This is a genomic window from Fibrella musci, from assembly GCF_041321105.1.
In the GTDB taxonomy this organism is placed as follows: Bacteria; Bacteroidota; Bacteroidia; order Cytophagales; family Spirosomataceae; genus Fibrella; species Fibrella musci.
The window spans coordinates 691,302-716,826 of sequence record NZ_JBGGWD010000003.1; the positions used below are offsets into that span (position 1 = coordinate 691,302).

Sequence of the window (25,525 nt, forward strand, 5' to 3'; positions counted from 1 at the left end):
AAACATACGTACCTAATTTTGTTTATTTGTTAGATACAACAAACCAATTACTAATCTCTTGAATTCTTAGTAATCGGTAAATTTTTACCTGTAAATAAGACCACTTAGTCAACGGTACGACTGCCCAATTAATTAGCCTTACTTTTTACGGTGTTTCACTAAAAAACACCGATATGAATCCGAACAAAGCATTGTGGGAGAAGGGTGATTTTACCCGGATTGCCGAGACCATGCGGGAAAGTGGCGAAGCGCTGGTTGGCAAACTAGGTATCCCAAAGGGGCTCAACATCCTTGATCTGGGCTGCGGCGACGGCACGACGGCTCTACCCGCCGCCCAACTTGGCGCAACCGTCCTGGGCGTCGACATCGCCCGGAACCTCGTTGACGCCGGCAACAGGCGAGCACAGGCTGCTGGTCTCGACAATTGTCGGTTTCAGGAGGGTGACGCGATTGATCTGCACGAGCTCGACGACCAATCGTTCGATCTGGTTATCAGTATCTTTGGAGCCATGTTTGCTCCGAAACCAGTTGACGTGGCGCGGGAAATGGTTCGCGTAACCCGCCCGGGTGGGCGCATCATTATGGGTAACTGGATACCAGGCGACCCTACACTGGTTGCGCAGATACTAAAGATTAGCTTTGCCTATACGCCGCCCCCGCCCGAGGGGTTTATCAGCCCTATGCTGTGGGGGATAGATGATCAGGTAATCGAACGCTTTGGTGCAGCGGGTATAGCCCCCGAACAGATTTCCTTCGAGCGGGATACCTTTACGTTTAATGCACTTTATCCGCCGTCTGAATTCGTAAACGTTTTCAAGAATTTTTACGGTCCTACAATGAACGCCTTCGAAGCGGCAGAGAAAAATGGCCGGGCCGAAGAATTGCAGCATGAACTGACTGTTTTGTTCAACAGTCTCAATAAAAGTGACGACCCTGATACAACCTGCCTATCGGCTACTTACCTGCTCGTAACCGTTAATCGGTAACTGGCGCAATTAGTATGGCCGTCTATAATTCGGGTTATAAATGGCCGTGTTTTGTCAGATCGGGCGGGGGCCAAACCCTCTCTGCAGGATCAACATCGCCAGACTCCACAATCGGGGCGTGCTGGGTACGTCGTCGGGTCACCTCCCGTTGTTTTGGCGTACCTTTGCTACGTACCTGACGTTATGCGCATGACGACCAACACGATCTATACTTCATTAATCGACGCGGCTACGGAGCAGATTCAGGGCGACTGGACCATCTGCCGCCTCACGGTCCATTTTCTCAGCGACCCGGCCAACCACGCCACCGACATCGAGTTTGCCGGCACGTATCTGGACCCAACCGGCGAAGATCACCCCCTCACGACCGACTTTTCGGAGGAAGTGACGGAGGCGATGCAACAGCTCTACCAAAACCGGAAACGCGACGGGCACCCGCGCGCCAATGTGCTTCAGGTCGATTTTTCGCCATCCGGTCAGTTCACAACGGCCTATTCGTGGGATCAGGAAATGCAGGACGAAGACGAGCATTTCAGCAACGGGGGTACCGCCAAAGAATGGGAGGCCATCCGCTCCGCCAAATACGGGAACCCTTAAACGCAAAGGCAAACGCGAAGGGCGCAACGGGTTTTTATAGCAGACATCTATTCTGCCAAAAACTCGTTGCGCCCTTCGCGTTTGCCTTCGCGCGCTTCGCGTTCAGCTACTTACGATACCGTCCCGCCGTTCCAGACCGCTTTGTGCGGCGGCAGCAAAGCCAGTGAGCCGTCGGCATCTTCAGCCATCAGGATCATCCCCTGCGACTCCTGCCCCATCATTTTGCGCGGGGCCAAGTTCGCCAGGAACGTTACCTGCTGACCAATCAGTTCTTCGGGCGTAAAGTGCTTGGCGATACCGCTCAGGATCTGCCGACCGCCCATGCCATCGTCTACGCGCAGCTTCAGCAGTTTGTCGCTTTTCGGTACGCGCTCGGCTTCGGTGATGGTGCCGATGCGAATGTCGAGTTTCACGAAATCATCGTATGTGATCGTGTCTTTGGGGGCAGCAGGAGACGCAAGGGATTGCGTCTCTACGGATTCGGGCGTGCCATCTGTTGGAGCAGCAGCTTGTTCGGCAGCGTTCATCTCTTTGGTTTTGTTGAGTTTATCGATCTGTACCTGAATAAAATCGTCTTCAAGTTTGGCGAAGAGCAGTTCGGCCGGTGCCAGTTGCGTGCCTTCTACCAGCAGATCGGCGCGGCCCGCGTTGGTCCAGTCGAGCTTCTCGGTCAAACTGAGTTGAGCACGGAGTTTTTCAGCCGTAAACGGCAGGAAGGGCTCACACAGAATGGCCAGGTTAGCGGCGATCTGCAAGGCGCGGTTCAGCACGGTGTTGGCCCGCTGCGGATCAGTTTTGGCGACTTTCCAGGGTTCGGTTTCGGCAAAATACTTGTTACCCAGCCGCGCCACATCGAGCAGCAGCCCCAGCGCCTCCCGGAACCGGTACTGCTCGATCGCCTGCCCGATCCGGTCGGGGTACTGCGCCAGTTCGTCGAGTAGGGCGTGGTCCAGCGCTCGTTGTGTTTCATCGTCGGCCACCGACGCGCCCGGCACCACGCCACCGTTGAACTTGTGGGTCAGCACCACAGCCCGGTTGATGAAGTTACCCAGAATGGCTACCAATTCGGAGTTGTTGCGCGTCTGGAAGTCTTTCCAGGTAAACTCCGAATCTTTGGTTTCAGGCGCATTGGCCGTCAACACATACCGCAGGACATCCTGCTTGCCAGGCAGGTCTTCGAGGTACTCGTGCAGCCAGACCGCCCAGTTGCGCGACGTGCTTATTTTGTCGCCCTCGAGGTTCATAAACTCATTGGCAGGTACGTTGTCGGCCAGAATCAGGCTTCCTTCGGCCATCAGCATGGCGGGGAAGATGATGCAGTGAAACACGATGTTGTCCTTCCCGATGAAGTGCACCAGCTTGGTGTCCTTGTCTTTCCAGTACAGTTCCCAATCGCGGCCCTGCTGTTCGGCCCATTCTTTGGTCATCGAGATATACCCGATGGGCGCGTCGAACCAGACATACAGCACTTTACCGTCGGCATCGGGCAGCGGCACCTTGATACCCCAGTCGAGGTCGCGGGTCATGGCGCGGGGGCGCAGGCCCTCTTTCAACCACGACTGGCACTGACCAAACACGTTGGTTTTCCACTCGGTATGGCTGTTCACGTAGGCCTCAATATCGGGCTGCATCCGGTCGAGGGGCAGGTTCCAGTTCTTGGTTTGCCGCTTCACGGGTTTCGACCCCGAGAGCGTCGAATGGGGCTCGATCAGTTCATTCGGGCTGAGGGCTGTGCCGCAGCGTTCGCACTGATCACCATAGGCATTGGGGTTACCACAAACCGGGCACGTACCCACGATGTAGCGGTCGGCCAGAAACTGGTTGGCCACTTCATCGAAATACTGCTCCGTCACTTCTTCATCGAAATAGCCTTTGTCGTACAGCGTCGTGAAAAACTGCTGCGATGTTTCGTGATGGACCGGGTTCGAGGTGCGCGAATAAATATCGAACGAGATACCAAACTGCTCGAACGAATCCTTGATCTGCGTGTAGTACTTATCGACCACCTGTTGCGGCGTCATGCCCTCTTTTTTGGCCCGAATGGTGATGGGCACGCCGTGCTCGTCGGTGCCGGAGATAAACGCCACGTCACGGCCCGTGCTGCGGAGATAGCGCACATAAATGTCGGCGGGCAGGTAGCAGCCGGCCAAGTGGCCGATGTGAATCGGCCCGTTGGCGTAGATCAGCGCCGCCGTAACGGTATATCGTTGTGGATTGTCGAGAGGCATATCAGCTTAGCTAACGGTTCGGTTTGGGGTTTGAGGCGGTTCGCCCGTAAGCACCGCAGCGTCAACTACCAAACCTTAACTGTCAAACTCATTTTCGTTGGGCCGCAAAATTAGCCAATTCAGGCGCTAACTGGTTACCTCAGGCCTCGGCGGTTTCAATCCTTTATCCAGATTAGGCAACGTACCCAGCCGCACCTGACAAAGAAGCGCCATCGTAGCCGTATCCTTTTCAGGAAATCAGTATTGATTTTATTAATACTACCCAAAAATACTATCCAGACAGTAGATGGCTAAGTTACTCAGGTTCATACATTTGCTTAACCACTAACTATAAAGTATACTGTATTTTACCTTTGTTTTACCTGCTCACATGGCCCCTATCCACATCTTAGTTGCCGACGATCATCCCATTGTCGCTGATGGCCTGCGCATGCTCCTCGAATCCGTCGATGGGTTCGAAGTGGTGGGCACGGTGCACAACGGCTGGCAGGCCCTGGACTTCATCACAGCTAACCCGGTCGATGTTGTCCTGACCGATTACCAGATGCCCGTCTTGTCGGGGCTGGCGATGGCTAGCAAAGCGCGGGAACGCGATTTGAAAACCCGCCTCATCATGCTGACCATGAACGAAGACCCGCAGTGTATCCGCGATGCGCTCGAAGTGGGCATGGCTGGGTACGTGGTAAAAAGCGCCGAAAAGCCCGAACTCATCAAGGCAATCCGGTCGGTACACGCGGGCGAACGCTATCTCAGCAGCCGTATTCAGCGAAAGCTGTCTGAATCAAGCAATCCACGGCCGACGGATGAACCCACCACCCTCGACGAAGTGACCGCCCTCACCAGACGGGAGTTGGAAATCCTGAAACTGATTACCGACGGCCTTACCAACATCGAAATTGGTGAACAGCTCTACATCAGCAGCACGACGGTCGAAACGCACCGCCGCAATCTGATGAAAAAAGTAGGCGTCAGCACCGCCATCGGCCTCATGCGCTGGGGCCTGCGCCACGGCCTTGTTGAGTTTGAATAAACTAAATTTTTACTCTTAATCTGTTTTTTCGTATGGAACTTACGAGAGTGGGGCACATCAACGATGTTGTCGAGTACTTCAAGGCATACCCGCATGACCTGAAACCCACCCCTGACGAATGTGTCGAACTAACCGCCTCGACTACCGACGTACCCGTTGGCGATCTCCACTGGTTTGTCTGGAAGTACGATTTTGAACTGGAAAAAAGAGACCGGTATCCGTTCGTCAATGGCGAAACGTCGTGGCTTATGTTCCGTCGCCTCGTTAAGGCAGAGGGCGACAAGCTTGCATCGGTTGGCATCGTGTTTTCTTTTGATCTGAATGAACTACGGAAAGTCGACGTGGATACGCCCGGTAAGATGGCGATTTGGGTAAACAGAGGGGCGTTCTTTTTGCAATTCAGCAAGTCCAGTAACAACACAGGAGGTACGACGATTGAGCGAGAATTCGCTGAATTTGATACCAAATCCTTGTTTGATTCTGAAACAGTTATCGAAACGATGGATTCGAAGACGCCCGGTCATGGCGACACCGCCGCAGCTAATGGATAAATGGTTCGGTCGGGTTACTGACCCCGGCAACCCGACTAATCTCTCTCTGTCACACCATGCTTTTTACTGGATACCAGTTGGGCAGCCATCTGCTCAATTCCACCTTAGTGGCGGCCTTGTTCGACCGAAAAAAAACTGTAAGGGATCAGGAGTCGCTCCGCGTAGTCGAACGTGATCTGGCGGGCATTCAACAAACGCGCAACAGCGTTTTTGAGGTGACAGGTTACGTGTCGGGGCATTCTGAAAAAGTTACGTACCTGGCAAAACAAGCCCGTTTCAACGAAGCTACTTATTTGTCGAGTATTCGCAACGAGGCGTATGTGCTTGAGTTGTTCAGGGCGGCAAGGCTTCCCAAACTGAATGCATTTGTCGGCTACGATCGATATCAGTATCTGCTGTTTCAGCGCAAGTTTGCGGGAAAGCCACCCGTCTGGAACTCGGCACCGTCGCCGGCCACACAGAAGGCATTCTATGAAAAGCTCGCGCCGGTGCTGGCTACTGCACACGCGATCACTCACAAAAAGGTAGCTTCTAAAGGCTGGCCCAATCGGTTTGGGTATCGGAAACCCCTGCTGATGGTGCAGACAGTACGCGATTTGGAAGACCTGCTCGCTGGTACGCCCACCCCCCAACAGGCTGACGTGAGTAATCAACTGCTGGCGGACGGAGCCAAGCTGCTAAATAAGCTGAAGCATCTTACCTGGAACGACGATGCGCTGATCCACTTCGATCTCAAAAGCGAACACATCCTGCTAGCTCCTGATGGTGAAATTGAAGGCCTGATCGACTGGGAAATGGCGGACATGGGCGACGTGCACTGGGATCTGGCAAGTGCTTGGTATATCGTGTTGCACTACTTCATGATTGGTAACCGGAATGCTGAGACAGAGTTTGGGAATAGTATCGAGCCGTTCAACCACTTTCTAAGTCACTATACATTTTACCGGGCTATCAACCCGGTTCGGCTTCAGCAGTTTCTCGGATTAGTCATACTGCAACAGCACTACTTTGGATTGCTTCAACGGATCGGCTTTTCTAGCATCTCTGAAGAAAAGATTCCCCGGTGGCTTGATCTGGCTAAACGCCTGTTAATGAAGCCTGACAAAGAATCCGGGCTGATCGTGCCAAATGTACCAAACCAACCACCCCTACCGCCGATCTGGCTACGTGCTCCTCGAAAACCAACGCGACGACAGTGTGTAAACGCACAAAGCCATAAGGGAACAATGCTTGACCTCGACGAACTAGCAGCTAAACTGGTTGAGGATCGGACGAAGATTGGCCTTGGGAAAGACCAACTACCCCTTGAAACATATATCTACCGCTGGTATACGGGTAATTTGGGAAAACAGGATAACCCGGCGCGGAAAGGAAGAGCCGCGGAAACGCCTGATGCCGAAAAGATTCAGTTCAATGAGGACCTCTGGTGGCGAGTCGAGGGCGCTTCAAAAACCGGTCAACTGGTTATTCGGAAAGAAAGCTGCCGCCGGATGGCCCAGCCAGGTACGTTTGTATACCTTAGTCACGACGCCCGGAATGCGAAAAAAGGGCGTCATTCATACGTTAAACGCCTCTTTCCACACTTTATCGTTCGGCCCAATGACGGGAAAGAATCCAGCGACGATTTGTGGGTGAACGGACAGCGGTTGCTGGCACAGGATTCGGCCAATTGGACACGCTTTTACTACAATTTAGAAGGTAAGATCGATGGCATTAACTTGTTTATCGAACTTATTTCCACCAAACTCAACGAGCGGCAAATTCCCTTCCAGCTTAAGCTCCGTAACGCACTGGCGAGCTACACCCGAACCGACTCGGCCATTCTCTTTCTGCATCGGCAGCACGTACTGGCTGCACTCGACGCGATCACCTACACCTACCGCCGTCTGGCCGATGCCGGGTTCATCGACACAAAGGCTTCGCCCCATTTTACGAAAAAAGTCAAAGGTTTTGGTGGGTTGTCGTATGGTGACAATCCAGCCGAGGCCATGCAGAGTTTCGGGACGGCCCGCGCTCAACTCATTGCCGAGGCGGTTGGGCCATACTTTGAGCCCACGGCCCAGCAAAGCAAGCCGCGCGATGAATTTCATTTAAAAGGCCAGATGATTGATGCGCTTGCAATAGCAGGCTATAACGTCTTTGAACTTTATCGAAATCCCTTTCCTAAAGCAGGAGAGTTCAAACACCGAATCGACAAGCTAGCTTGGCGACTGCGAAAACCAGCCCTACTTGATGTAGGGCTGGGAGCGGCCTTAGCATTTATGCCGCAGCAACGGTTTCTGAAAGCCGCCCGCGACATTGGGTTCGTAATTTGCCGGGAGGCCATCTGGTATGGCAATCGCTGCACCTGGTTTTGCTTTAAGAAAATGGCGGATGGCAATGTCGGTTTCGAAACGGCCTCAGAGGCTGACCGGCTGGGTATAGCACTCTTTCTAGGGCAACTAGCTAAAATCTGCCCCTACGAACGCATGTTCGAGGAGTGTTTCAGAGGTTGCTTGACCGGAAGATGGCAAAAGCTCGATGCAGCCCTCAAGACGGTCCAACATAAGCTGGCAAACCAACGTGTAGCCGTTAGCGAGATCAAGGAATCAATCACCTATAAGGTGCTTCAGTCGGTCTTGTTTCAAAAGGTGACTCACCGTCCCCTTATGCTAAAAATGCCACTTGCCGATATGCTCCTCGCCAAGTACGTTGACAGCCGGATGCCTTTTCCGCACGGGTACATTCAGTCGACCAATGAGGTAGCCCACACCGAGTTCAACCCAACCTTAACGCATGGGCTAGCAGCACTGGGCTATTTCTTCCTGCTTTTTCTAGATAATATAGACACACCGATTGTGGAGTTGGCAGATGTGTATGACGTAACTGCTCTGCCGCCAAACCTTGGCACAGATACTATATATCTAGCTTAATTGCCCAAGTATACATAGCGTTCAGCAAGCGGCACGCAAATCTCAACGCAATTGCCCCCTTGTTCATTGGGGTGGTGTCTGATGGTGGCCCCGACCCGTTCGGCCCGGCTAAGTACGCTATTGAGTCCTTTTCCAGCGGCGTTGGCCTGAAAATCATATAATAGTCCGTTATCATGTAGTTCAATGCCTGTATGGTTGGGGCAGTCGGAAAAAGCAATCACAACACGCGTAGCCGTTGAGTGCTTTAGCAGGTTCGTGATCAGTTCGAGCAGAATGCAATACAGTTCGACGTTGGTGGTTTGGCCGAAATGCGGTGTTGAGTCGGCTAGAAGCGTAAACTGAATTCGTTTGTTGACGTTCAGATCGGCTACAAGTTTCGAGAGGGCTGCATACAGTCCGTGAGTTTCCAGTACGGCGGGTAGCAGGTTATGCGAGATATGACGAACCTCGTGGTAGGCTTCGCCGAGCATTTCCAGCACTCGCCCGTAGACATTGCGTTCAGCAGGGTGGAGCGCGTCGGGTTCAATGGCCTGCATCTGAAAACGAATACCCGATAACATACTGCCCAAGTTATCGTGCAGTTCTGACGCCATGCGTTTTCGTTCCAGGGTTTGCCCCTGCACCATTGCTGTTTTTATTTCGTCATAAGCCAGTTGAAGCTGCCGGGTACGTTCGTCCACCCGATCTTCCAATTCCTGGTTCAGCGTCATTAACTCCGTATTCGTGACTTCAATAATTCTTTTCTGCTCTTCTATTTTTCGATTTTTTTGCCTCAACTTAACCTGATTCAAAACAAAATACCCACTAAATAATACGACCACAAGTATGGTAATTAAGAGAGCCTTTTGCTGAACACTCTGCCGCTCTATAGCTCTTTCTTTTTTCTGATTCTCATAGGCTAGGCGAAAGCTATCGATGCTTCGTTTCTTCAGAATTTTATCATCATTTAGTCGTAATGAATCGTAGTATTCTAAATCAGCTAATGCAGCTTTAAAAAGACGATTCTTTCGTTCAATTTGATAAGCATTTTTAGCAATATAACTATCAAAAAATGATTTACTAGCAGCTAATTTCTTAGCTTTATTACTCAATTGTAATGCTTTTAGCGAATCACCCAAGGCCAGATACGCCAACGCCTGTTCACTGGTTGTAAACGCTACCGACTCGGGGCCTTCTGTATCGAATGCAATGGATTTTCCAAAGCTATCAATGCTTTGTTTGTGCTGACCGGCATCCCGTTGGGCAGTGCCCAGGTTTGAATAGGTCCAGGAAAGCGCTACGCTATCATTCGCTTGATGGCTATCAGCCAGAATCGACTTAAATTGCTGGATTGCCTCATTATATTTTTTTAGGTTCAGATAACATAAACCAACATTGTTTCTGACAGCTACCTGTTCAATGTACGGTACTGGCGGTTTACTTCGTAGATAGAAATACTGCGTTTTTTTATAGTGGTTTAAGGCCAGCGAATATTCCTGCAACACAAAATAGTCGGAACCCAACCGGCGATGACATGTAGCAATAAACAATGGTGAAAGCCGCTGTTCTTCACCGTTGGTGAGCGCATCAAGGTGTTTTTCAATTGCCTGATAAATGTAGTTCTGCCGAAACAGCAGCTGACCTTCGTAAAGCGACTGCCAAGGTTTAGCCTTTGTCCATCGCCAACGGTTAATTAAAGCACTACTCTGTTGGAGATACGTTGAGGCATGCTTATCTGTATGATCCCGTTCACTTAAATTATACAATAAGCGTAACCGGTTGCTATCGGATACAGCCGACGTACCGACTGGTGGTAATTTCCGCAATGCTGCCCGCAGACTATCGACTTCGCCAGATTGGCCAAGTACCACCTTGCAAGACACGGCAAGCAAGAGTATCGTTAGGGAAATACGCATGAAAGAAGGTGGTATACATGTTCGTCTTCCTGTTGCAAGAACGTAAACTTTAGGACTACTACCTACTAATTACCTGAATGCGTAATTAGTAAAATAGCCTTGTCTTTCAAGTGCTTAATAAATACATCAGGCACAATAATACCACCTATTCTGCCGCCGGGGCGGGTTTGGGCTCCGCCGTGATAAAGGCTAGGTACGTTGCGTGCAGCTACCGGTTCACTTCCCGCCCTTTCGGATCAGTTCCTTTGTGTAGTCCAGTACCGCGTCGGTATGGTTCAACAAGTTGTCGAGGGTGAAACTGACGGCGTGGTCGGGTAATGTACCCCGGCCTTTCTGAGAAGGTTCGGGCACGGCGTTGCGGTAAGAAACAAGCGGCGTGGTTACCTGGATACCAGACTGAGGCAGCGTCAGGTGCACGAAACTGCCGCCGTTGCCCCCTTCATACGCCCCGCCCGATTCTTCGCCAATAAACGTTCCGACCCGGTTGGCATGGGCTACGGCCAGAAACTCCGACGTGGTCGACGCGCTCGCTCCGTCCATCAGGATGTACACGTTGCCTCGAAATCGGTTGGGCTTGGGCATGAATGTAGCGCCGCTTCCCTTGAGGGTGAAGGTACTGTCGGCTTCGCGTTCCAGTTCATTTTTCACATTCTTACGATCCGCTTCGGATAAATCGGAGAACTGAATAAACTCCGACTCACTATTGTCGGTAATGCTGTGTTGCCGGGCATAATACTGAACCGCCGTATCTGCCTTCGCCAGATACCGAAATAACTCGATACCCTGACTATCCCAGCCGCCGGGATTGGCACGGAGATCAACAATCAGATGCTGAATCCCTTTTTTGGTCAGCGTTGCCATGAGTTTGTCCATGAACGCGCTAAACGTCGTAACGGCTTCGGCGTTGCTCTTTATCCCTTTCCCACCAAAACTGTCGAGCCGAAGGTGAGCCGTTTGGGGTACGTCGTCGGGAAAGGATACGCGCCAGGGGTGGCGGGTTGGTTTCGTGACGTACCACGACAGCATTTGTTTGTTGACCGCCAGCTTTTTCATCTGATTGAAGACGGGCGTTTCAGCCATGGCAGGTACCTCCACGCGCACCGTGTCGCCACTCAGGCTCTTAAACGTGAGGCGATACGTATCGGGCTGGTCGATGAACCAGTAATAAAACAGATTAAACAACCAGCCTTTCATCGTCTGGCTTCTGGAGGTCTGGATAAACCCGTCGTCCCAGTGGTAGGGCTCCAGTATGGCCTGAATCGCTTTGATAGACTGGCCGTTGATGGTCAGCAATTCATACCCAGGTTTTACGCGCTCATCGCCAGAAAACAGCACATAAGACTTGTCTTGGGTTGGCAGCATAAAGAAGGGCAGTGTTTTCCAGGTACGCCTAAACAGGTTGTCGAAGTCTTTGTGCGGTAGCGCATGCGTATGCGCACACCGGATGCTGGCCAGCAGACCCTCAATTTTCCCGTAAAACGCATAGAAAGGAAGCGGGTGCTGTAACTGCCCGGCCAGGCTATCCAGCCGCACCTGCATGACCGGCCGGGGGACGTAGCGATACAGGCCGGGGTGCGTTTCCTGCAACAGTCGGCGCAGGTAGGCAACGTCGGCCTGCATCGCAGTGGGTGTCAGGAGGCGCGTTCGGAGCGAATCGCTCTGCGGGAAAGCGAGGGTGGCATTAATGCCTAAAAGCAGGGCCGTAAGGAGGCGTGCCGTTTTCATAGCTGTTGGTCATTTCTGCCAAAGCAAGGCTACGTAATCACCCCAAACTGCTCAAATCCTGATTTGATTGCTGTTTTTGCCTGATTGTTGGGCGTATTCCTTCGGCGAAAAGCCGGTTAGCTGTTTAAAAACCCGCTGGTAGGTTGCCTGCGAGTTGAAGCCGCACGCAAAGGCAATGCCCGTAAGCGTGAAATGGGCATAGGCGGGGTCGGTCAGGCGTTGCTTCACAGCCTCGACTCGATAGGCATTCACAAATCCGTTGAAGTTGGTCGCCTGGTGCTGGTTCAGGACGGCCGAAATCAGCTTAGGGTTCAGTTGTGTATGTCGGGCCAGTTTATCGAGGGTCAGTTCGGGGTTCAGATAGAGCCCGTCGGTTTCCATCGCGTGGGTCAGGGCGTCGGCCACCTGTGTCACCGTTTCGGCCGTCAGTTCAGCCCCGCTGGCTTTGGTGAGTGTTGGTTCGGTTTCTTCACGCGCCCACTGATAACCACGCAGCCCCAGCCAGTAGATCAGTATGGTGATGGGTACGTACACCAGGTGCCAGCCGAGTTGCTCGATCAGCGGGACACGCCAGCCGGGAATCAGGTACGTCAGCATGAATAAAAGCCAGATCGCCTGCAAGCCGATGATCCCATTCATGAACTGCCGCAGCCAGTTGCGTTTTCGTTGCGTCGCTTCGGTACTTTGCGCCGACTGCTCAAACTGAACCAGCCTCAGCCGGGTCAGGATCAGGTACGTTGTTAGCGAAAGCCAGCGCGGGATGTCGGCATAGGTGTCATAGGCCTGCATAGCCTGCCCCCAGTCGGGGCCGTCTGCCTTCGGAATCAGGCCCACCAGCCAGCCGATGGCGAATGTCCAGCCGATGATTGGCTTTCCCCAGTCAAGCAGCACAGCGTAGAAGTGCCACCGCTCGGCCCGGCCCAGCCGGAAAGCCGGATCCAGTACCGACTGCGTATAGAAGTAGATAAGTGGCCCCAGCGGCATCACCATAATCCAGGGGATCAGGTCGAGCGCAACACCAATCCAGGGATGTACGATTGGCACGCTCATGGCGAAGCTCATCAGGGCCAGAAAGAACAGCAGGGCGCCCAGCAGCCGATTCGACAGGCGGCGCCCTTTCCGACTGAACCACAGCAACCCCGCCAGGATGAACCCCTGTACTGTTCCCAGCAGCAGAATCAGGTCGAGCGGGGCGATGGTCATGTGCCTGTCAGTGGCTGATTACCCGAATACTGTCTTTCACCAGCAACGCTTTTTCTTTTAGCGCCGCCACCGACTCATCGAGCACGGTGATGTGGCCCATTTTGCGGCCGGGGCGGGTCTGAGCTTTGCCGTAAAAAAACGGCGATACGCCGGGCATGGCCAACAACGTACCCAGCCCCTCGTAATGCGCCGGGCCGCTGTAGCCGGGATCGCCCAGCAGGTTCACCATCGCGGCGGGGCCGTGAGCGGTGGTATCGCCCAGCGGCAGGTTCAGGATAGCCCGCCAGTGTTGTTCAAACTGCGAGGTGCGGTTGGCCCGGATGGTGTGATGACCGCTGTTGTGCGGACGCGGGGCCACTTCGTTGATAAGCACCTTGCCCTGTTTATCCAAAAATAGCTCAACGGCCAGCAGCCCTACAATGCCGTAGGCCTCGGCCACCTGCCGGGCGATCGCCTGCGCCTGCTCGTCGACAGATGGCGAAATGTCAGCGGGGGAAAAAAGGAATTCGACCAGGTTCAGTTCCGGATGAAACGCCATCTCGACCGTCGGGAAGGTACGTACCTCCCCGTCCACATTGCGGGCGACGATCACGGCCAGTTCTTTCTCGAAATCGACCGCTTTTTCGAGCACGCCGGGTGCGTCGAAGGCCTTGTCGGCGTCGGCGGGTGTAGCAATGCGCTGCACGCCGCGCCCGTCGTAGCCGTCGCGGCCCAGCTTATGAAAAGCGGGAAGCAGTTCAGGTATCCCGCCGGGGCGGGACAAGCTGTCCTGTACGAGCTGGGCTACATGCGCCCGGTCGTCGGTCAGGATGAAATCGGCCGTGGGCAGGTTGTGCGCCTGATAGAATCGCTTCTGGGTACGTTTATCCTGAATCTGCCGGATTACCGATGGCTGCGGATACACGCGCTTGCCTTCACGCTCGAGGGCTTCGAGTGCGTCGACGTTTACCTTTTCAATCTCGATGGTCAGCACGTCGACCGACTGCCCGAACTGGTACACGGTGTCGTAGTCGGTAAGCGAGCCGACGGTAAATTGGGTGCAGAGGTCTTTGCAGGGGGCCTGCGGATCGGGGTCGAGGCAGTGAATGCGCAGGTTCCAGTCGATGCCAGCCTGAATAAGCATGAGGCCCAGTTGCCCCCCGCCCAATATGCCAATGGTTTGATTTTGTAGAGACGCAACCCTTTGCGTCTCAGCCGCCGGATGGTTTTGGTTCATAGTTACTAGCGGAGTCGCCACTCTTTGTTGCTGACGCGTGATAAGCCGCAAGGGATTGCACGGTCCGCCGCTGCGGGCTCTACTTTACGTTGTCGATATTGAAATGCAGGCCTCGGTTGTCGCGCCGCGACATGGCGGCTTTGATGACCAGATAGGCCACTTCGATCATGTTGCGTAGTTCGGTAATGGGCACCGACACCTTCGATTGCCGGTACAGTTCCTCGTGCTCGATGTAAAGCAGTTCGAGGCGGTCCATCGCCCGTTTGAGGCGGCGGTTTGAGCGCACAATACCCACATAGTTCGACATAATGGCTTCCAGTTCGCGTTTGATCTCCGTCACCAGCACCAGCTCTTCGGGGTGAGTCGTGCCGCTGTCATCCCAAACCGGAATCTCCTGATGGATCTGCGTCTCGCCGAACTCCTCGACCGATTTCTCATAGGCCCGGTGCCCAAACACGATAGCTTCCAGCAATGAATTGGAGGCCAGGCGGTTGGCCCCGTGCAGACCGGTGCAGGCACATTCGCCCACCGCATAGAGGTGGTGAATGTTCGTGCGGCCATATTCGTCGACCCGGATACCGCCACACATGTAATGCTGCGCCGGCACAACGGGGATGAAATCTTTCCGCAAATCGAGGCCGAGTTTGTCTTTGCAATAGGCCGTAATGTTGGGGAAGTGCTCAATAAATTTCTCGTAATCGCAGTGGGTCACGTCGATGTATACATGCTGCGAACCCGATTTTTTCATTTCGGAGTCGATGGCGCGGGCCACAATGTCGCGCGGGGCCAGCGAGAGGCGGTCGTCGTAGTTTTCCATGAACGTCTCGCCCTTTATATTTTTCAGAATACCGCCGAAGCCCCGTACCGCCTCCGAAATGAGGAAGTTGGGTTTCTTACCGGGTTCGTAGAGCGCCGTCGGGTGAAACTGGATGAACTCCATGTCCTTACAAATCCCTTTGGCGCGGTACGTCATGGCGATGCCGTCGCCCGTGGCAATGACCGGGTTAGTCGTGTTCTGGTAGACCTGCCCAATGCCGCCGGTAGCCACCAGCGTCGTGCGGGCCAGAAACCGCTCGACCTGCCCGGTATTGGTATCGAGCACAAACGCGCCGAAGCATTCGTTGTTGGAGTCGTAGCGATGCACGGTTTCGCCCAGGTGGTGGCGCGTGATCAGGTCGACGGCGAAGTAGTGGGTGAAGATTTCGATGCTCGGGTATTGCTTGACGGTGTCGAGCAGGGCGCGTTCGATTTCGGCTCCGGTGATGTCTTTGAAGTGCAGAATCCGTTTGTCGGAATGCCCGCCCTCTTTGGCCAGGTCGTAGTCGCCATCGGCTTCTTTATCGAAGCGGGTGCCGTAGTCGATCAGTTCCTGAATGCGTTGCGGAGCTTCGCGCACCACGATCTCCACAATATGCGGGTCGCTCAGGTAATCGCCCGCCACCATCGTATCGTTGATGTGTTTCTCGAAGGTATCGTCGGGCGACCATACGCCGGCAATTCCCCCCTGCGCGTACTTCGTGTTGGTTTCGTCGGCCTGTACTTTGGTGATTACGCCAATCCGAATGTCGTGCCCCTCCTGTTGGTAATGCCGGGCAAGTTTGGTGGCGTAGCTCAGCCCCGCAATGCCGGAGCCGATGATTAAATAATCGAATGAGTGGGGCATCAGGTTTACCGTTTAGTGCCTCAAAGATCGTTATCCGCCGGTAACTTTATAATCAGGAAGGGCTCCGTTGCGCGATATCCCCCAGATACGGCGCAACGGAGCCCTTTTTGTGTGGCGTTTATTTATCGTAGACGCCTACCAGTTCCACGAGAGCGTGGCCGATACCTGACGCGGAGCGATAGGGTTGATGCTGTTGTCGTCGTGCACGTTGTAGCTGAGCTGATTCAGCAAGTTGGTCACGTTGGCGCGGATGGCGTAACGGGCCCGAACGTACCCAACCGAGGCGTTCAGCTGCGTGTAGGCGGGCAATTCGATCAGCCGGTACGTATCATTGGCCACGGTCACCCGCGTTGAGCGGCCGGCCTGCCGTTCGCCCACGTAGAAGGCCGTGAAGCCCAGTTGCAGGCCCTGCCCGAAGCCGGGGCGTTGCAGCGTGTAGAAGAGGCTCGCGTTGGCCGTGTGGTTCGGGTTGTAGCGCAGCAGACTCCCCACAATGTACGTGTTGCTCTGCGTGTAGCGCGTTTCGTTGTAGCTATAACCCGCCAGGAACGAGAACCCACGAATGGTCTTGCTTTTCACGTCGACCTCCACGCCGCGGCTCGTCACTTCGCCTGCCAGTTCTTTGATGTTGGCGTTGGTATTGCCGTTTTCGAGACTCGTCTGGGCCAGGTTGCTGTTTTTGATCTGGTACACCGTGGCGTTGGCCGACAGCAGTCCGTTGAACAGGTCGTTTTTGATACCTGCTTCATACTGGTTGATGAACGACGGTGGCAGCGCGTTGCCCGCCACGTCGACACCCGTATTGAGCGCAAACGAGTTGGCATAGCTCACAAACAAGGCCGTGGTTTCGCGGGGTTGGTACACCAGCCCGAAGCGAGGCGTGAAGGCATCGTCGAAGTTGGTCGTCGTGGTGGCCTTGTTGTCGTTCAGCGTCGTAACGGTGCTGCTTGTTTGCTGGTAACTCCAACGTACCCCGGCCAGCATTTTTAGTTTGTTGGTCAGGGCAATCAGGTCCTGCACATACACCCCGGCCCGGTCGATGGGTGCCTGCGTCAGCTGACGGGCGGTTAGCGTGGGTACGTCGGTGCGGAGGCGGTACTTGGCGGGGTTGAAGACGTTAATGGTGTCGTATTTCGCCAGCGGGTTGAAAGCCGTTGTGTTGGTGCGGTACTGGTCGGCGTCGGCACCAATCAGCAGCGTGTGTTTGATCGTACCCGTGCTGAATTGGCCCGTCAAGTCGATTTGGCCGATATAGTATTTTTCATCGACCTGGGTACGTTGGATACCGCGCTGCCAGTCGCCGTTGGTTTTGATAAACTGGCTGCTGGCGTTGGGGCGGGTAGTACCAAACTGGTCACTGCTGAAATCTTGCAGCCCCCCCGTGGCACGTACCTGCCATTGGTCGGTCAGGCGGTGGGTCAGCGTGGCCGTTACACCCGTCTGCTTCACCTCATTGTAGCCCCAGGCCGTTCCCAGGAACCGATTTCTGGGTACGTCGGGAATGGCGTAGTTGATGGCTCCAATCCCGAAATCGAGCGTCCGTTTGTCGCGCAGGTAATCGGCTTCGAGCAACAGGTCGGTACGAGCACCGATTTTCGCCAGAATGGACGGGTTCAGGTAGATTCGTTCGCCGCGCACGTCGTCGCGGAAGCTGCGGCTATTTTCGTAGGTACCGTTCAGGCGCACGGCGATGTTCTGCGTCAGGCCACCGTACACATCAAACGAGGGTTTGTAGAAACCAAAGCTCCCGACGCGCATCGACACCTGCCCGCCCGCCTCAAAGCGTGGCTTTTTGGTCACCAGGTTCAGGATGCCACCGGCGGCTACGTTACCGAACAGAATGGCCGATGAGCCTTTGAGCACCTCAACCCGCTCCAGCGACGATACTTCGGGCATGACCCCATTATTGAACCGAACGCCGTTTTTGAAGGTATTGCTGCTCCCGAACGCAAAGCCGCGAGCCGAAATTTCTTCCTGAAAACCGCCCGTGCTCCCCGAGATGTAGACGCCGTTGGTGTTGGCCAACACGTCGCTGAGGCGGAGGGTTTGTTGACGATCCAGCACGTCGCGTTCTACCACGGCGACGCTCTGGGGCAGGTCCATCGGCTTGATCGCCACTTTGCCCACCGCTACCGGCACCTGATTGGTCGATTTATACCCTTTCACCTGCACTTCGCCCAGTTGCCGGGCTGTTTCGGTCAGCGTCAGGTCGAGTTGAGCCGTTTGGCCGGCCGTTACCGTAATGGTCTGTTCCTGCGTTTGCAAACCAACAAATGATACCACTAGGGTGTGCTCACCAGGGGCCAGATGGCGCAGGTGATAGCTACCGTCGTCAGACGTGGTGGTGCCTTTAGCTGTGCCTTTAATTGTAATAGACACATAAGCGGCGGGTTGCCCATCCTGCGTGACGATGCGGCCATGTACACTACCCCGCTGATTGTCATCGTCGTTGGTTAGTACGTAGGTCGAATCAGGCCGGTTGGTTGGGTTGGCAAAACTGATTACTGGTAAACAAAGAGCAAGGAATATGATGGCGTTGGTACGTATCGAAGAGGTCATGCGCTGATCAATACTTCTATTTAGACTTAGTATTGATAGCGCAAAGGTTGTGGCTATTTAGATTCAATCAAAACTATTGAGGAAAAATTATAGAATTTGTCTAAATAGTAGAAATCGTAGGCTCAATCTGCGTCTTTATGGCTGCGTATAAACCCTACCTGACCAGGATACGCTTGGCTACGACCCCGCCGGGATGGCAGGCCGTCAGTACATACACCCCCGTTAGTTGTGCGGGCAGAGTGAGGGTCACTTCACCATTTGCCTGAGCCTGACCTGTTACAGCAATGGCCCGCCCCTGCGTGTCTGTCAGTTGGTAAGTGGCCCCGTCGAGTCCCTGCGTATTCAGCCGCACAACAGTTCCCGACACGGGGTTTTCCAGCACCAGCAACGTCGGCCGGGTTTCGTCGCGCTGAACAGCTACGGGTCGCCCCGCCACAGACCGTCCATCCTGATCGAGCTGGCGCAGGCGGTAATAACTTGTACCACTCAATGGCTGTGTATCCAGTAGCCCATATTGCTGACGTACCTGGCTCATACCAACGGCCTCAACGGTACCTACGGGCAAAAATTCGCCCAGATCGCGGCTGCGTTCCACCACAAACCGGGCGGCGTTCTGCTCACTGGCCGTTTGCCACGACAGCGACACGTAGCGGCCCTCCGGGGTGGCCTGAAAGTAGGTCAGCTCAACGGGCAGCGCGCTCAATAACCCGTTGTTAGTCATCACGTCCGGGCCACTGATGGCGGCGGCGCCGTTCATCCGGTACGAGTGGCTGGTTGGTGCCGTCCCGATGGTGATAATCGAATTGGCATTTTGGCCACTCACACTCGATCCCGCCCCTATACTGACTGTCGACTGGTTGTTGGATAATAGCAACGTGGTTTTCCCCCGCACGTCTAGCGTAGCGTTGTTGCGAAGGATGATGGTTACTTTTCCGCTGATCGTAATGTCGCTGGTGATCGTCAGGTTATGCTCAATGATGATCGTTCCGGAAAACGTACCCGACGGTGCCGTTCCGCAACTCCAGATCGTGTTGGTTGCCCAATTACCAGCGGCCGTAGTTGTGCAGGTTTGTGCTCCGGCAGTAGCCAGCAGCCATAGGCTGAATAGGCAGGTTAATAGACCCTGTTTCATGACGGTGGAGGTGAGCGCAGTGAGCAGTATAGTGTATACGAATAGACCAATGTATATACCTAAATAAAAACAATAAACATGCCACCTGTACACGACATCACTTTCTGGTATACTTAGTAAGCAGATTAGCGCTGTCGACTGGCCAGAGCCGCCTGGCGGTCCTGTAAACGCTTCTTAACTTTTCAGTTCGGGTAGCGGTTGAGAACGTATCGACTCAATCAACAACTCGGCATGACCACCCCCAATCGGATTCTCTATTGGTTTCGTAATGATCTGCGCCTGCACGATAATGAAGGCTTTGCGGCCGCCTGCACGCAGGCCCGGCAGGTACTCCCCGTGTATGTTTTCGACCCGGCGGCGTTTCGGCTGCTGCCTACGCTCAACATCAAGAAGACAGGGCTATTGCGCACCAATTTCCTGCTCGAATCGGTGGCCGATTTACGGAGCAGCCTGCGAGCCCGGGGCGGCGATCTCATTGTGCGAGTAGGCGACCCCGCCCGGATCCTGGCCGATCTGGCCGAAGAGGTCGATGCCGACGCCATATATGCCAGTAAGGAAGTAACGTCGGAAGAAACCGACATAGAGTCGGCGCTGTCGAAACGGCTGAAACCGCTCAATATCGATATCGAGTTTTTCTGGACCAGTACGCTCTACCACGTCCGCGATCTGCCCTTCAACGTGGTCAAGCTCCCTGACGTCTTTACGCAGTTTCGTCAGCAGGTGGAAAAGCAGGTGCAGGTACGTCCGCTCGTCGCGACGCCGGACCAGATCAATCTGGCGGGCCATATTGAAGCGGGTGCCCTGCCTACGCCCGATACGTTTGGGTTCGACGCCGAGACGCAGGCCGTAGCCGCTACCCCCGACAAACGTGCCGCCGTGCCGTTCAGGGGTGGTGAGTCGGTGGCTCTGGCCCGACTGAACGGGTACATCTGGGACCGCGAGCTGATCAAAACGTACAAAGAGACCCGCAACGGCCTGCTGGGTGAAGACTATTCGAGCAAGTTTTCGGCCTGGCTGGCGCACGGCTGCCTGTCGCCCCGGCAAGTTTATCATGACATCAAACGCTACGAACAGGAACGAGTCGCCAACGACTCAACCTACTGGCTTATTTTTGAATTGATCTGGCGCGATTTCTTCCGGTTTGTTGCTCTCAAATTCGGCACGCGCATTTTCAAGCCATCGGGCATTCGGTACGACATCAGTAAAAAATGGGAGCGCGATCTGGCCCTGTTTGGGCGATGGACCGAAGGTGAAACAGGCATCCCATTCATCGACGCCAACATGCGGGAGCTGCTTCAGACGGGCTTTATGAGCAATCGGGGTCGGCAGAACGTAGCCAGTTTTCTGGTCAAAGAGCTCGGCATCGACTGGACCTGGGGCGCCATGTGGTTCGAAAGTCAGCTGGTCGATTATGACCCGTGCAGCAACTGGGGCAACTGGAATTACCAGGCCGGTGTCGGCAACGATCCGCGCTCAGGTAGCGGCAACCAACCCCGTTACTTCAATATTCTCGGTCAGGCCAGTCGCTACGATGAGCAGGGGGCTTACGTGAAGCATTGGTTGCCCGAACTCGCCAACGTACCTGCCGATAAGGTGCATCAGGTATCGACCCTTACCCCTTCTGAGCAGACAGCGTACGGCATAACGCTGGGTAAACAATACCCGCTACCCATCGTCGACCCCGCAACGTGGCAGGTCGGCGATCGGTAATTAATGCACAATGCACAATGCACAATGCACAATGCACAATGCACAATGCACAATGCACAATTGGCTGACGCGAACCCATTGTTCATTGTGCATCGTACATTGTCCATTAATTACCCCAATCCCTACCGTATCTCATTTCCGTACATACCTACATGAAGCTCAGCGTCATTATTCCGGCTCTGAATGAAGGGGCAACCATTACGCAGGTTGTTACCGATGCCATTACCTATTCTGATACTCAATTGGCCGAGGTGATCGTCGTTGATGGGGGGAGCCGCGACCAGACGGTTGAACTGGCTCGCCGCGCCGGGGCTACCGTGCTGACCTCACCCCGACCGGGCCGCGCTGCCCAGATGAACCACGGTGCTGCCCACGCTACCGGCGATGTCTTTTACTTTGTGCACGCCGACGTGCGCCTCCACCCCGATTTTCTTTCCGACATTCAGCGGGCCATTGCCGACGGGTATCCGGCGGGTCGGTACCGCTTTCGCTTCGACTCTAACCACCTGTTGCTGCGGCTCAACAGTTATGCCACGCGTTTTGGCGGGGTCGCCAGCCGGGGTGGCGATCAGACGCTGTTTCTACAACGCGATCTGTTCGATAAGCTCGGCGGTTTCGATGAGCGGTTTGTCATCATGGAAGACTTCGACATCATTACGCGACTGGAACAGATGGCCCGTTTTGCTATCATTCCAAAGAACGTAGTTGTATCGGCCCGGAAATATGAACGAAACTCGTGGTTGCGCGTGCAATTGGCCAATCTGACAGCCGTCGTTTTGTTCAGATGCCATGTCTCACCGAATCGGATTGCCAAAACGTATAGACAATTACTCCGTTAGTTAACAAATCTATCGACATACTTAAGTTTATATACTCATATTTTAAATTTTAATACTAATAACTACTTAACGCTCTTTTAATCCTGTCAGCCTATAGACAAATTTGTTGCTGACAATCATTATCATTTCATTAACCTTCCTCAACTATGGAGCAATCGCTACGTCGACTCCTGCTGCTTGTGGTGGTGTTTGGCCTTTCATTGGGAATGGCCATTGCACAGAACCGCGAGATCAGGGGTAAAATCACATCGGCTGAAGACAACTCACCCGTTCCCGGAGCCAGCGTCGTGGTGCTGGGTACGTCGCGCGGTACCACTGCCGACGCCGACGGCAATTTCCGCATTCAGGCCAACGCCGGCCAAACGCTTCGTATCAGCTTCATCGGCAACAAGTCACGCGACGTAGTCGTTGGTACGGCCGACGTCATCAATGTTTCGCTGGCTCCCGAAGCCGGCAACCTCAACGAGGTCGTTGTTACGGCGTTGGGCATCAAGCGCGAAAAACGCCAGTTGGGCTATGCCACCGCCGAAGTAAAAGGCGACGAACTGGCCGCCTCGCAGCGCGACAACTATATCAACGCCCTGCAAGGCCGCGTAGCTGGTCTGCAGGTAGCTACCTCGAGCGGGATGCCCGGCTCGTCATCGACCGTGCTGATTCGCGGGGTCAACTCCATCAGCGGCAATAACCAGCCCCTGTATGTGATCGACGGGATGCCCATCAGCAACAACACGGCCGCCAGCAACAGCTTCGTGGCGTCGAAAAACTCGGCTACCTCGTTTGAGAACCGCACCGTCGACTTCTCGAACCGGGCGCAGGACATCAACCCGAACGATATCGAGTCGATCACGGTGCTGAAAGGGCCTGAGGCGGCCGCGCTCTACGGCGTCGACGCGGCCAACGGTGCCATCATCATCACGACCAAGAAAGGTCGGGCGGGACAGGGCCGTATCTCGTACAGCTCGACGTTTACCTGGCAACAGCCGGGTCCGCTGCCGCAGGTGCAGCGCGTATACGGGCAAGGCAACAACGGTTTGTCGCAAAACTCCAGCTTTACAGCCTTCGGTCCCCGCTACACGGAAGCCGACACGCTTTACAACAACAGCGAAGGGTTCCTACGCACGGGCTTGGGCCAACGCCACAACATCGCGTTCGACGGCGGTACCGACCGCTATACCTACCGATTCTCGGCGGGCTACCTGAGCAGCCAAGGGGTTATTCCAACCACCAACCTCAAGCGTCTGAACCTGACGCTGGGGGGTACGGCCAAGATCACCGACAAACTCTCGCTCGAATCGACGATTCAGTACATCAACACCGACAACGTGAAGGTATCGAAGGGTGCCAACAGTTTTTTGCTGGGGTTGCTGTCATGGCCAGCCAATGATAACATCCGGGAATACATCGACCCGACGACTGGCCTGCGGAAACGTGTGACGACGGCAGGGACCGAGATTGAAAACCCCTATTTCGACGTCAACAAGAATCAGCTTCGCGACCGTATCAACCGGGCGATCACTAACATCGGCCTGAACTACACCTTCACCGACTGGCTGACCTTTACGGGCCGTGTGGGTTTGGACGTGTACTCGGCCAATTACCTCATCAAATACCATCCGCAGTCGAACCGGGCCGGTGGGGTGATTGCGGGGTCGCTCGACCAGGCAACCGACAACGGCCGCGTCTTCACGGGGCAGTATTTCCTGACGGCTAAAAAGCAGTTTGGCAAAGTGAGCACGTCACTGCGCGTGGGGCAGGCGATCTACGACAACGAAACCAACACGCTGGCGACCCGGGGTGAGAAGTTCCTGAACCCCGAGTTCACGTCGATCAACAACACCGACCCCCTGACGCAGAAATCGCTGTCGACGCTGGCACAACGGCGGCTGATCGGGGCATTTGGCGATGCTACCATTGGCTATGATGATTACCTGTTCCTGACCGTAACGGGCCGCAACGACTGGTCGAGTACGTTCCCGGCGGCTAACCGCTCGTTTTTCTACCCCTCGGCTTCGTTGAGCTTTGTGTTCACCGACGTGCTGCCCGACGGCGGTTTCCGCAAGGCATTAAGCTCGGGTAAATTCCGGGTGTCGCTGGCGCAGGTGGGGAAAGAAGCTCCGGCCTACAGCACCAATCAGGCCTACGAAAGCCAGACCACCACGGGCGGCGGCTTCAGCTACGGCTTCACGGCCCCCAACCCGTTCCTGCGCCCCGAGAAAGTCAACTCGTTTGAAACCGGGTTTGCGCTGCAATTCTTCAACGGTCGGCTGGGTCTCGACGCGGCCTACTACCGCACCACGAGCCGCGACCAGATCATCCGCGACCTGCGCATCAGCTACGGTACAGGCTTCGTCCTGAAAACCATCAACGGCGGTAGCCTGTACAACGAAGGCGTTGAACTATCGCTGACGGCCGAGCCGATCCGTAAGCCCAACTTCTCGTGGTTCTCGACGCTGAACTTCACGAAGACGAACAGCCGTTTGCAAACCCTGCCCAACGACTTGACGGAGTTCTACAATTCGGACACCTGGATCTACCTCAATATTCGGAACGGCGCCCGGCCGGGTGGTCCGATAACGACACTGACGGGTAACTCCTACCTACGTAATGACCGGGGCGACATCCTGATCAACCCAGCTACGGGCCTGCCTATCACTGAAACCGTTTGGCGCGTCGTAGGCGACCGGAACCCCAACTTCACGATGGGCTTCCTGAACACATTCCGTTACAAAAACCTGTCGTTAAACCTCCTGCTCGACATCCGGAAGGGCGGCGACGTATTTAACGCGACGGAAGACTACTTGTATCGGAATGGGCTAAGCACCAAAACACTGGACCGTGAAACCCCGCGCATCGTTCAGGGTGTCTTGAAAGACGGGCTGGAAAACACCGCCAACCCGACGCCTAACAACATCCAGGTGATCCCGTACTACAACAACGCATTCTACGGCCCAACGGCTACGTCGCAAAGTACGCTGGCCGATGAAACCTTCATCGAGCGGAACATAAACTGGCTACGCGTGAAGGAAGTAACGTTGCGCTACGCCCTGCCCCCGTCGGTACTGGCCAATTCGCGGGTGTTCAAATCGCTCAGCGTATTTGCAACCGGCACCGACCTGTTGCTGCTGACCAACTATACGGGCGGCGACCCCGGCGTGAACGCCAGCAACAGCGTAACGGGTGGATCGGGCGGTTACGGCATCGACTTTGGTAATATTCCGCTGCCCCGAGCCTACAACGTTGGTATCAGTGTCGGCTTCTAATGAAACCAGTTTTGAGTCT

16 protein-coding genes are annotated in these 25,525 nt (G+C 54.6%); 8 read left to right on the forward strand and 8 right to left on the reverse strand.

The annotated features are described in order from the left end of the window. The first annotated feature begins 131 nt into the window (after positions 1-131). Both ACAW74_RS12795 and ACAW74_RS12800 read left to right on the forward strand, forming a co-directional pair. Complete coding sequence (locus ACAW74_RS12795) at positions 132-986, forward strand: class I SAM-dependent methyltransferase (RefSeq protein ID WP_370698664.1); 855 nt, start codon at positions 132-134, stop codon at positions 984-986. A 183-nt stretch (positions 987-1,169) separates the two neighbouring features. Beyond that, positions 1,170-1,583: a hypothetical protein gene (locus tag ACAW74_RS12800; protein ID WP_370698589.1), complete on the forward strand. Its 414-nt coding sequence runs from the start codon at positions 1,170-1,172 to the stop codon at positions 1,581-1,583. 110 nt (positions 1,584-1,693) lie between these two features. Here the strand turns inward: ACAW74_RS12800 and metG are convergent, their stop codons facing one another. Next, positions 1,694-3,811 carry a methionine--tRNA ligase gene (gene metG, locus ACAW74_RS12805; protein WP_370698590.1) on the reverse strand — a complete coding sequence of 706 codons (2,118 nt, stop codon included), beginning with the start codon at positions 3,809-3,811 and terminating at the stop codon, positions 1,694-1,696. Between the two features lie 370 nt (positions 3,812-4,181). Between metG and ACAW74_RS12810 the strand changes: the two genes are divergently transcribed. From ACAW74_RS12810 to ACAW74_RS12820, 3 genes are read left to right on the forward strand one after another with little or no spacing between them, the layout of a single operon-like run. Continuing rightward, a complete protein-coding gene (locus tag ACAW74_RS12810) occupies positions 4,182-4,841 on the forward strand; it encodes a response regulator (protein WP_370698591.1) in 660 nt (219 codons plus the stop codon). A 32-nt stretch (positions 4,842-4,873) separates the two neighbouring features. Beyond that, complete coding sequence (locus ACAW74_RS12815) at positions 4,874-5,392, forward strand: hypothetical protein (RefSeq protein ID WP_370698592.1); 519 nt, start codon at positions 4,874-4,876, stop codon at positions 5,390-5,392. Positions 5,393-5,448: 56 nt separating this feature from the next. Then, positions 5,449-8,304 (forward strand): phosphotransferase, encoded by a 2,856-nt coding sequence (locus ACAW74_RS12820; RefSeq protein ID WP_370698593.1) that lies wholly within the window; start codon positions 5,449-5,451, stop codon positions 8,302-8,304. Here the strand turns inward: ACAW74_RS12820 and ACAW74_RS12825 are convergent. The 7 genes from ACAW74_RS12825 to ACAW74_RS12855 form a co-directional block, all read right to left on the reverse strand. Beyond that, positions 8,301-10,199 carry a tetratricopeptide repeat-containing sensor histidine kinase gene (locus ACAW74_RS12825; protein WP_370698594.1) on the reverse strand — a complete coding sequence of 633 codons (1,899 nt, stop codon included), beginning with the start codon at positions 10,197-10,199 and terminating at the stop codon, positions 8,301-8,303. The two genes, ACAW74_RS12820 and ACAW74_RS12825, sit on opposite strands and share 4 nt — an antisense overlap. Before the next feature lie 216 nt (positions 10,200-10,415). After that, positions 10,416-11,924, reverse strand: coding sequence for a S41 family peptidase (locus ACAW74_RS12830; RefSeq protein WP_370698595.1), 1,509 nt, complete (start codon positions 11,922-11,924; stop codon positions 10,416-10,418). 51 nt (positions 11,925-11,975) lie between these two features. Next, positions 11,976-13,127, reverse strand: coding sequence for a helix-turn-helix transcriptional regulator (locus ACAW74_RS12835; RefSeq protein WP_370698596.1), 1,152 nt, complete (start codon positions 13,125-13,127; stop codon positions 11,976-11,978). 7 nt (positions 13,128-13,134) lie between these two features. Further along, positions 13,135-14,343, reverse strand: coding sequence for a 5-(carboxyamino)imidazole ribonucleotide synthase (locus tag ACAW74_RS12840; RefSeq protein ID WP_370698597.1), 1,209 nt, complete (start codon positions 14,341-14,343; stop codon positions 13,135-13,137). Positions 14,344-14,422: 79 nt separating this feature from the next. Continuing rightward, entirely contained in the window at positions 14,423-16,006 is a 1,584-nt protein-coding gene (nadB, locus tag ACAW74_RS12845; RefSeq protein WP_370698598.1) for an L-aspartate oxidase, read from the reverse strand. Positions 16,007-16,141: 135 nt separating this feature from the next. After that, positions 16,142-18,565, reverse strand: coding sequence for a TonB-dependent siderophore receptor (locus tag ACAW74_RS12850; protein WP_370698599.1), 2,424 nt, complete (start codon positions 18,563-18,565; stop codon positions 16,142-16,144). A 154-nt stretch (positions 18,566-18,719) separates the two neighbouring features. Beyond that, the gene (locus tag ACAW74_RS12855) at positions 18,720-19,697 is read right to left on the reverse strand and encodes a T9SS type A sorting domain-containing protein (RefSeq protein WP_370698600.1); all 978 of its coding nucleotides are present in this window, start codon (positions 19,695-19,697) and stop codon (positions 18,720-18,722) included. Between the two features lie 231 nt (positions 19,698-19,928). On the opposite strand from ACAW74_RS12855, the gene ACAW74_RS12860 reads away from it, so the two are divergent. From ACAW74_RS12860 to ACAW74_RS12870, 3 genes are all read left to right on the forward strand, one after another. Next, the gene (locus tag ACAW74_RS12860) at positions 19,929-21,407 is read left to right on the forward strand and encodes a DASH family cryptochrome (RefSeq protein ID WP_370698601.1); all 1,479 of its coding nucleotides are present in this window, start codon (positions 19,929-19,931) and stop codon (positions 21,405-21,407) included. A gap of 152 nt (positions 21,408-21,559) precedes the next feature. After that, complete coding sequence (locus tag ACAW74_RS12865; RefSeq protein WP_370698602.1) at positions 21,560-22,246, forward strand: TIGR04283 family arsenosugar biosynthesis glycosyltransferase; 687 nt, start codon at positions 21,560-21,562, stop codon at positions 22,244-22,246. A gap of 146 nt (positions 22,247-22,392) precedes the next feature. Continuing rightward, positions 22,393-25,506 carry a SusC/RagA family TonB-linked outer membrane protein gene (locus ACAW74_RS12870; protein WP_370698603.1) on the forward strand — a complete coding sequence of 1,038 codons (3,114 nt, stop codon included), beginning with the start codon at positions 22,393-22,395 and terminating at the stop codon, positions 25,504-25,506. The last annotated feature ends 19 nt before the right edge of the window (positions 25,507-25,525 follow it).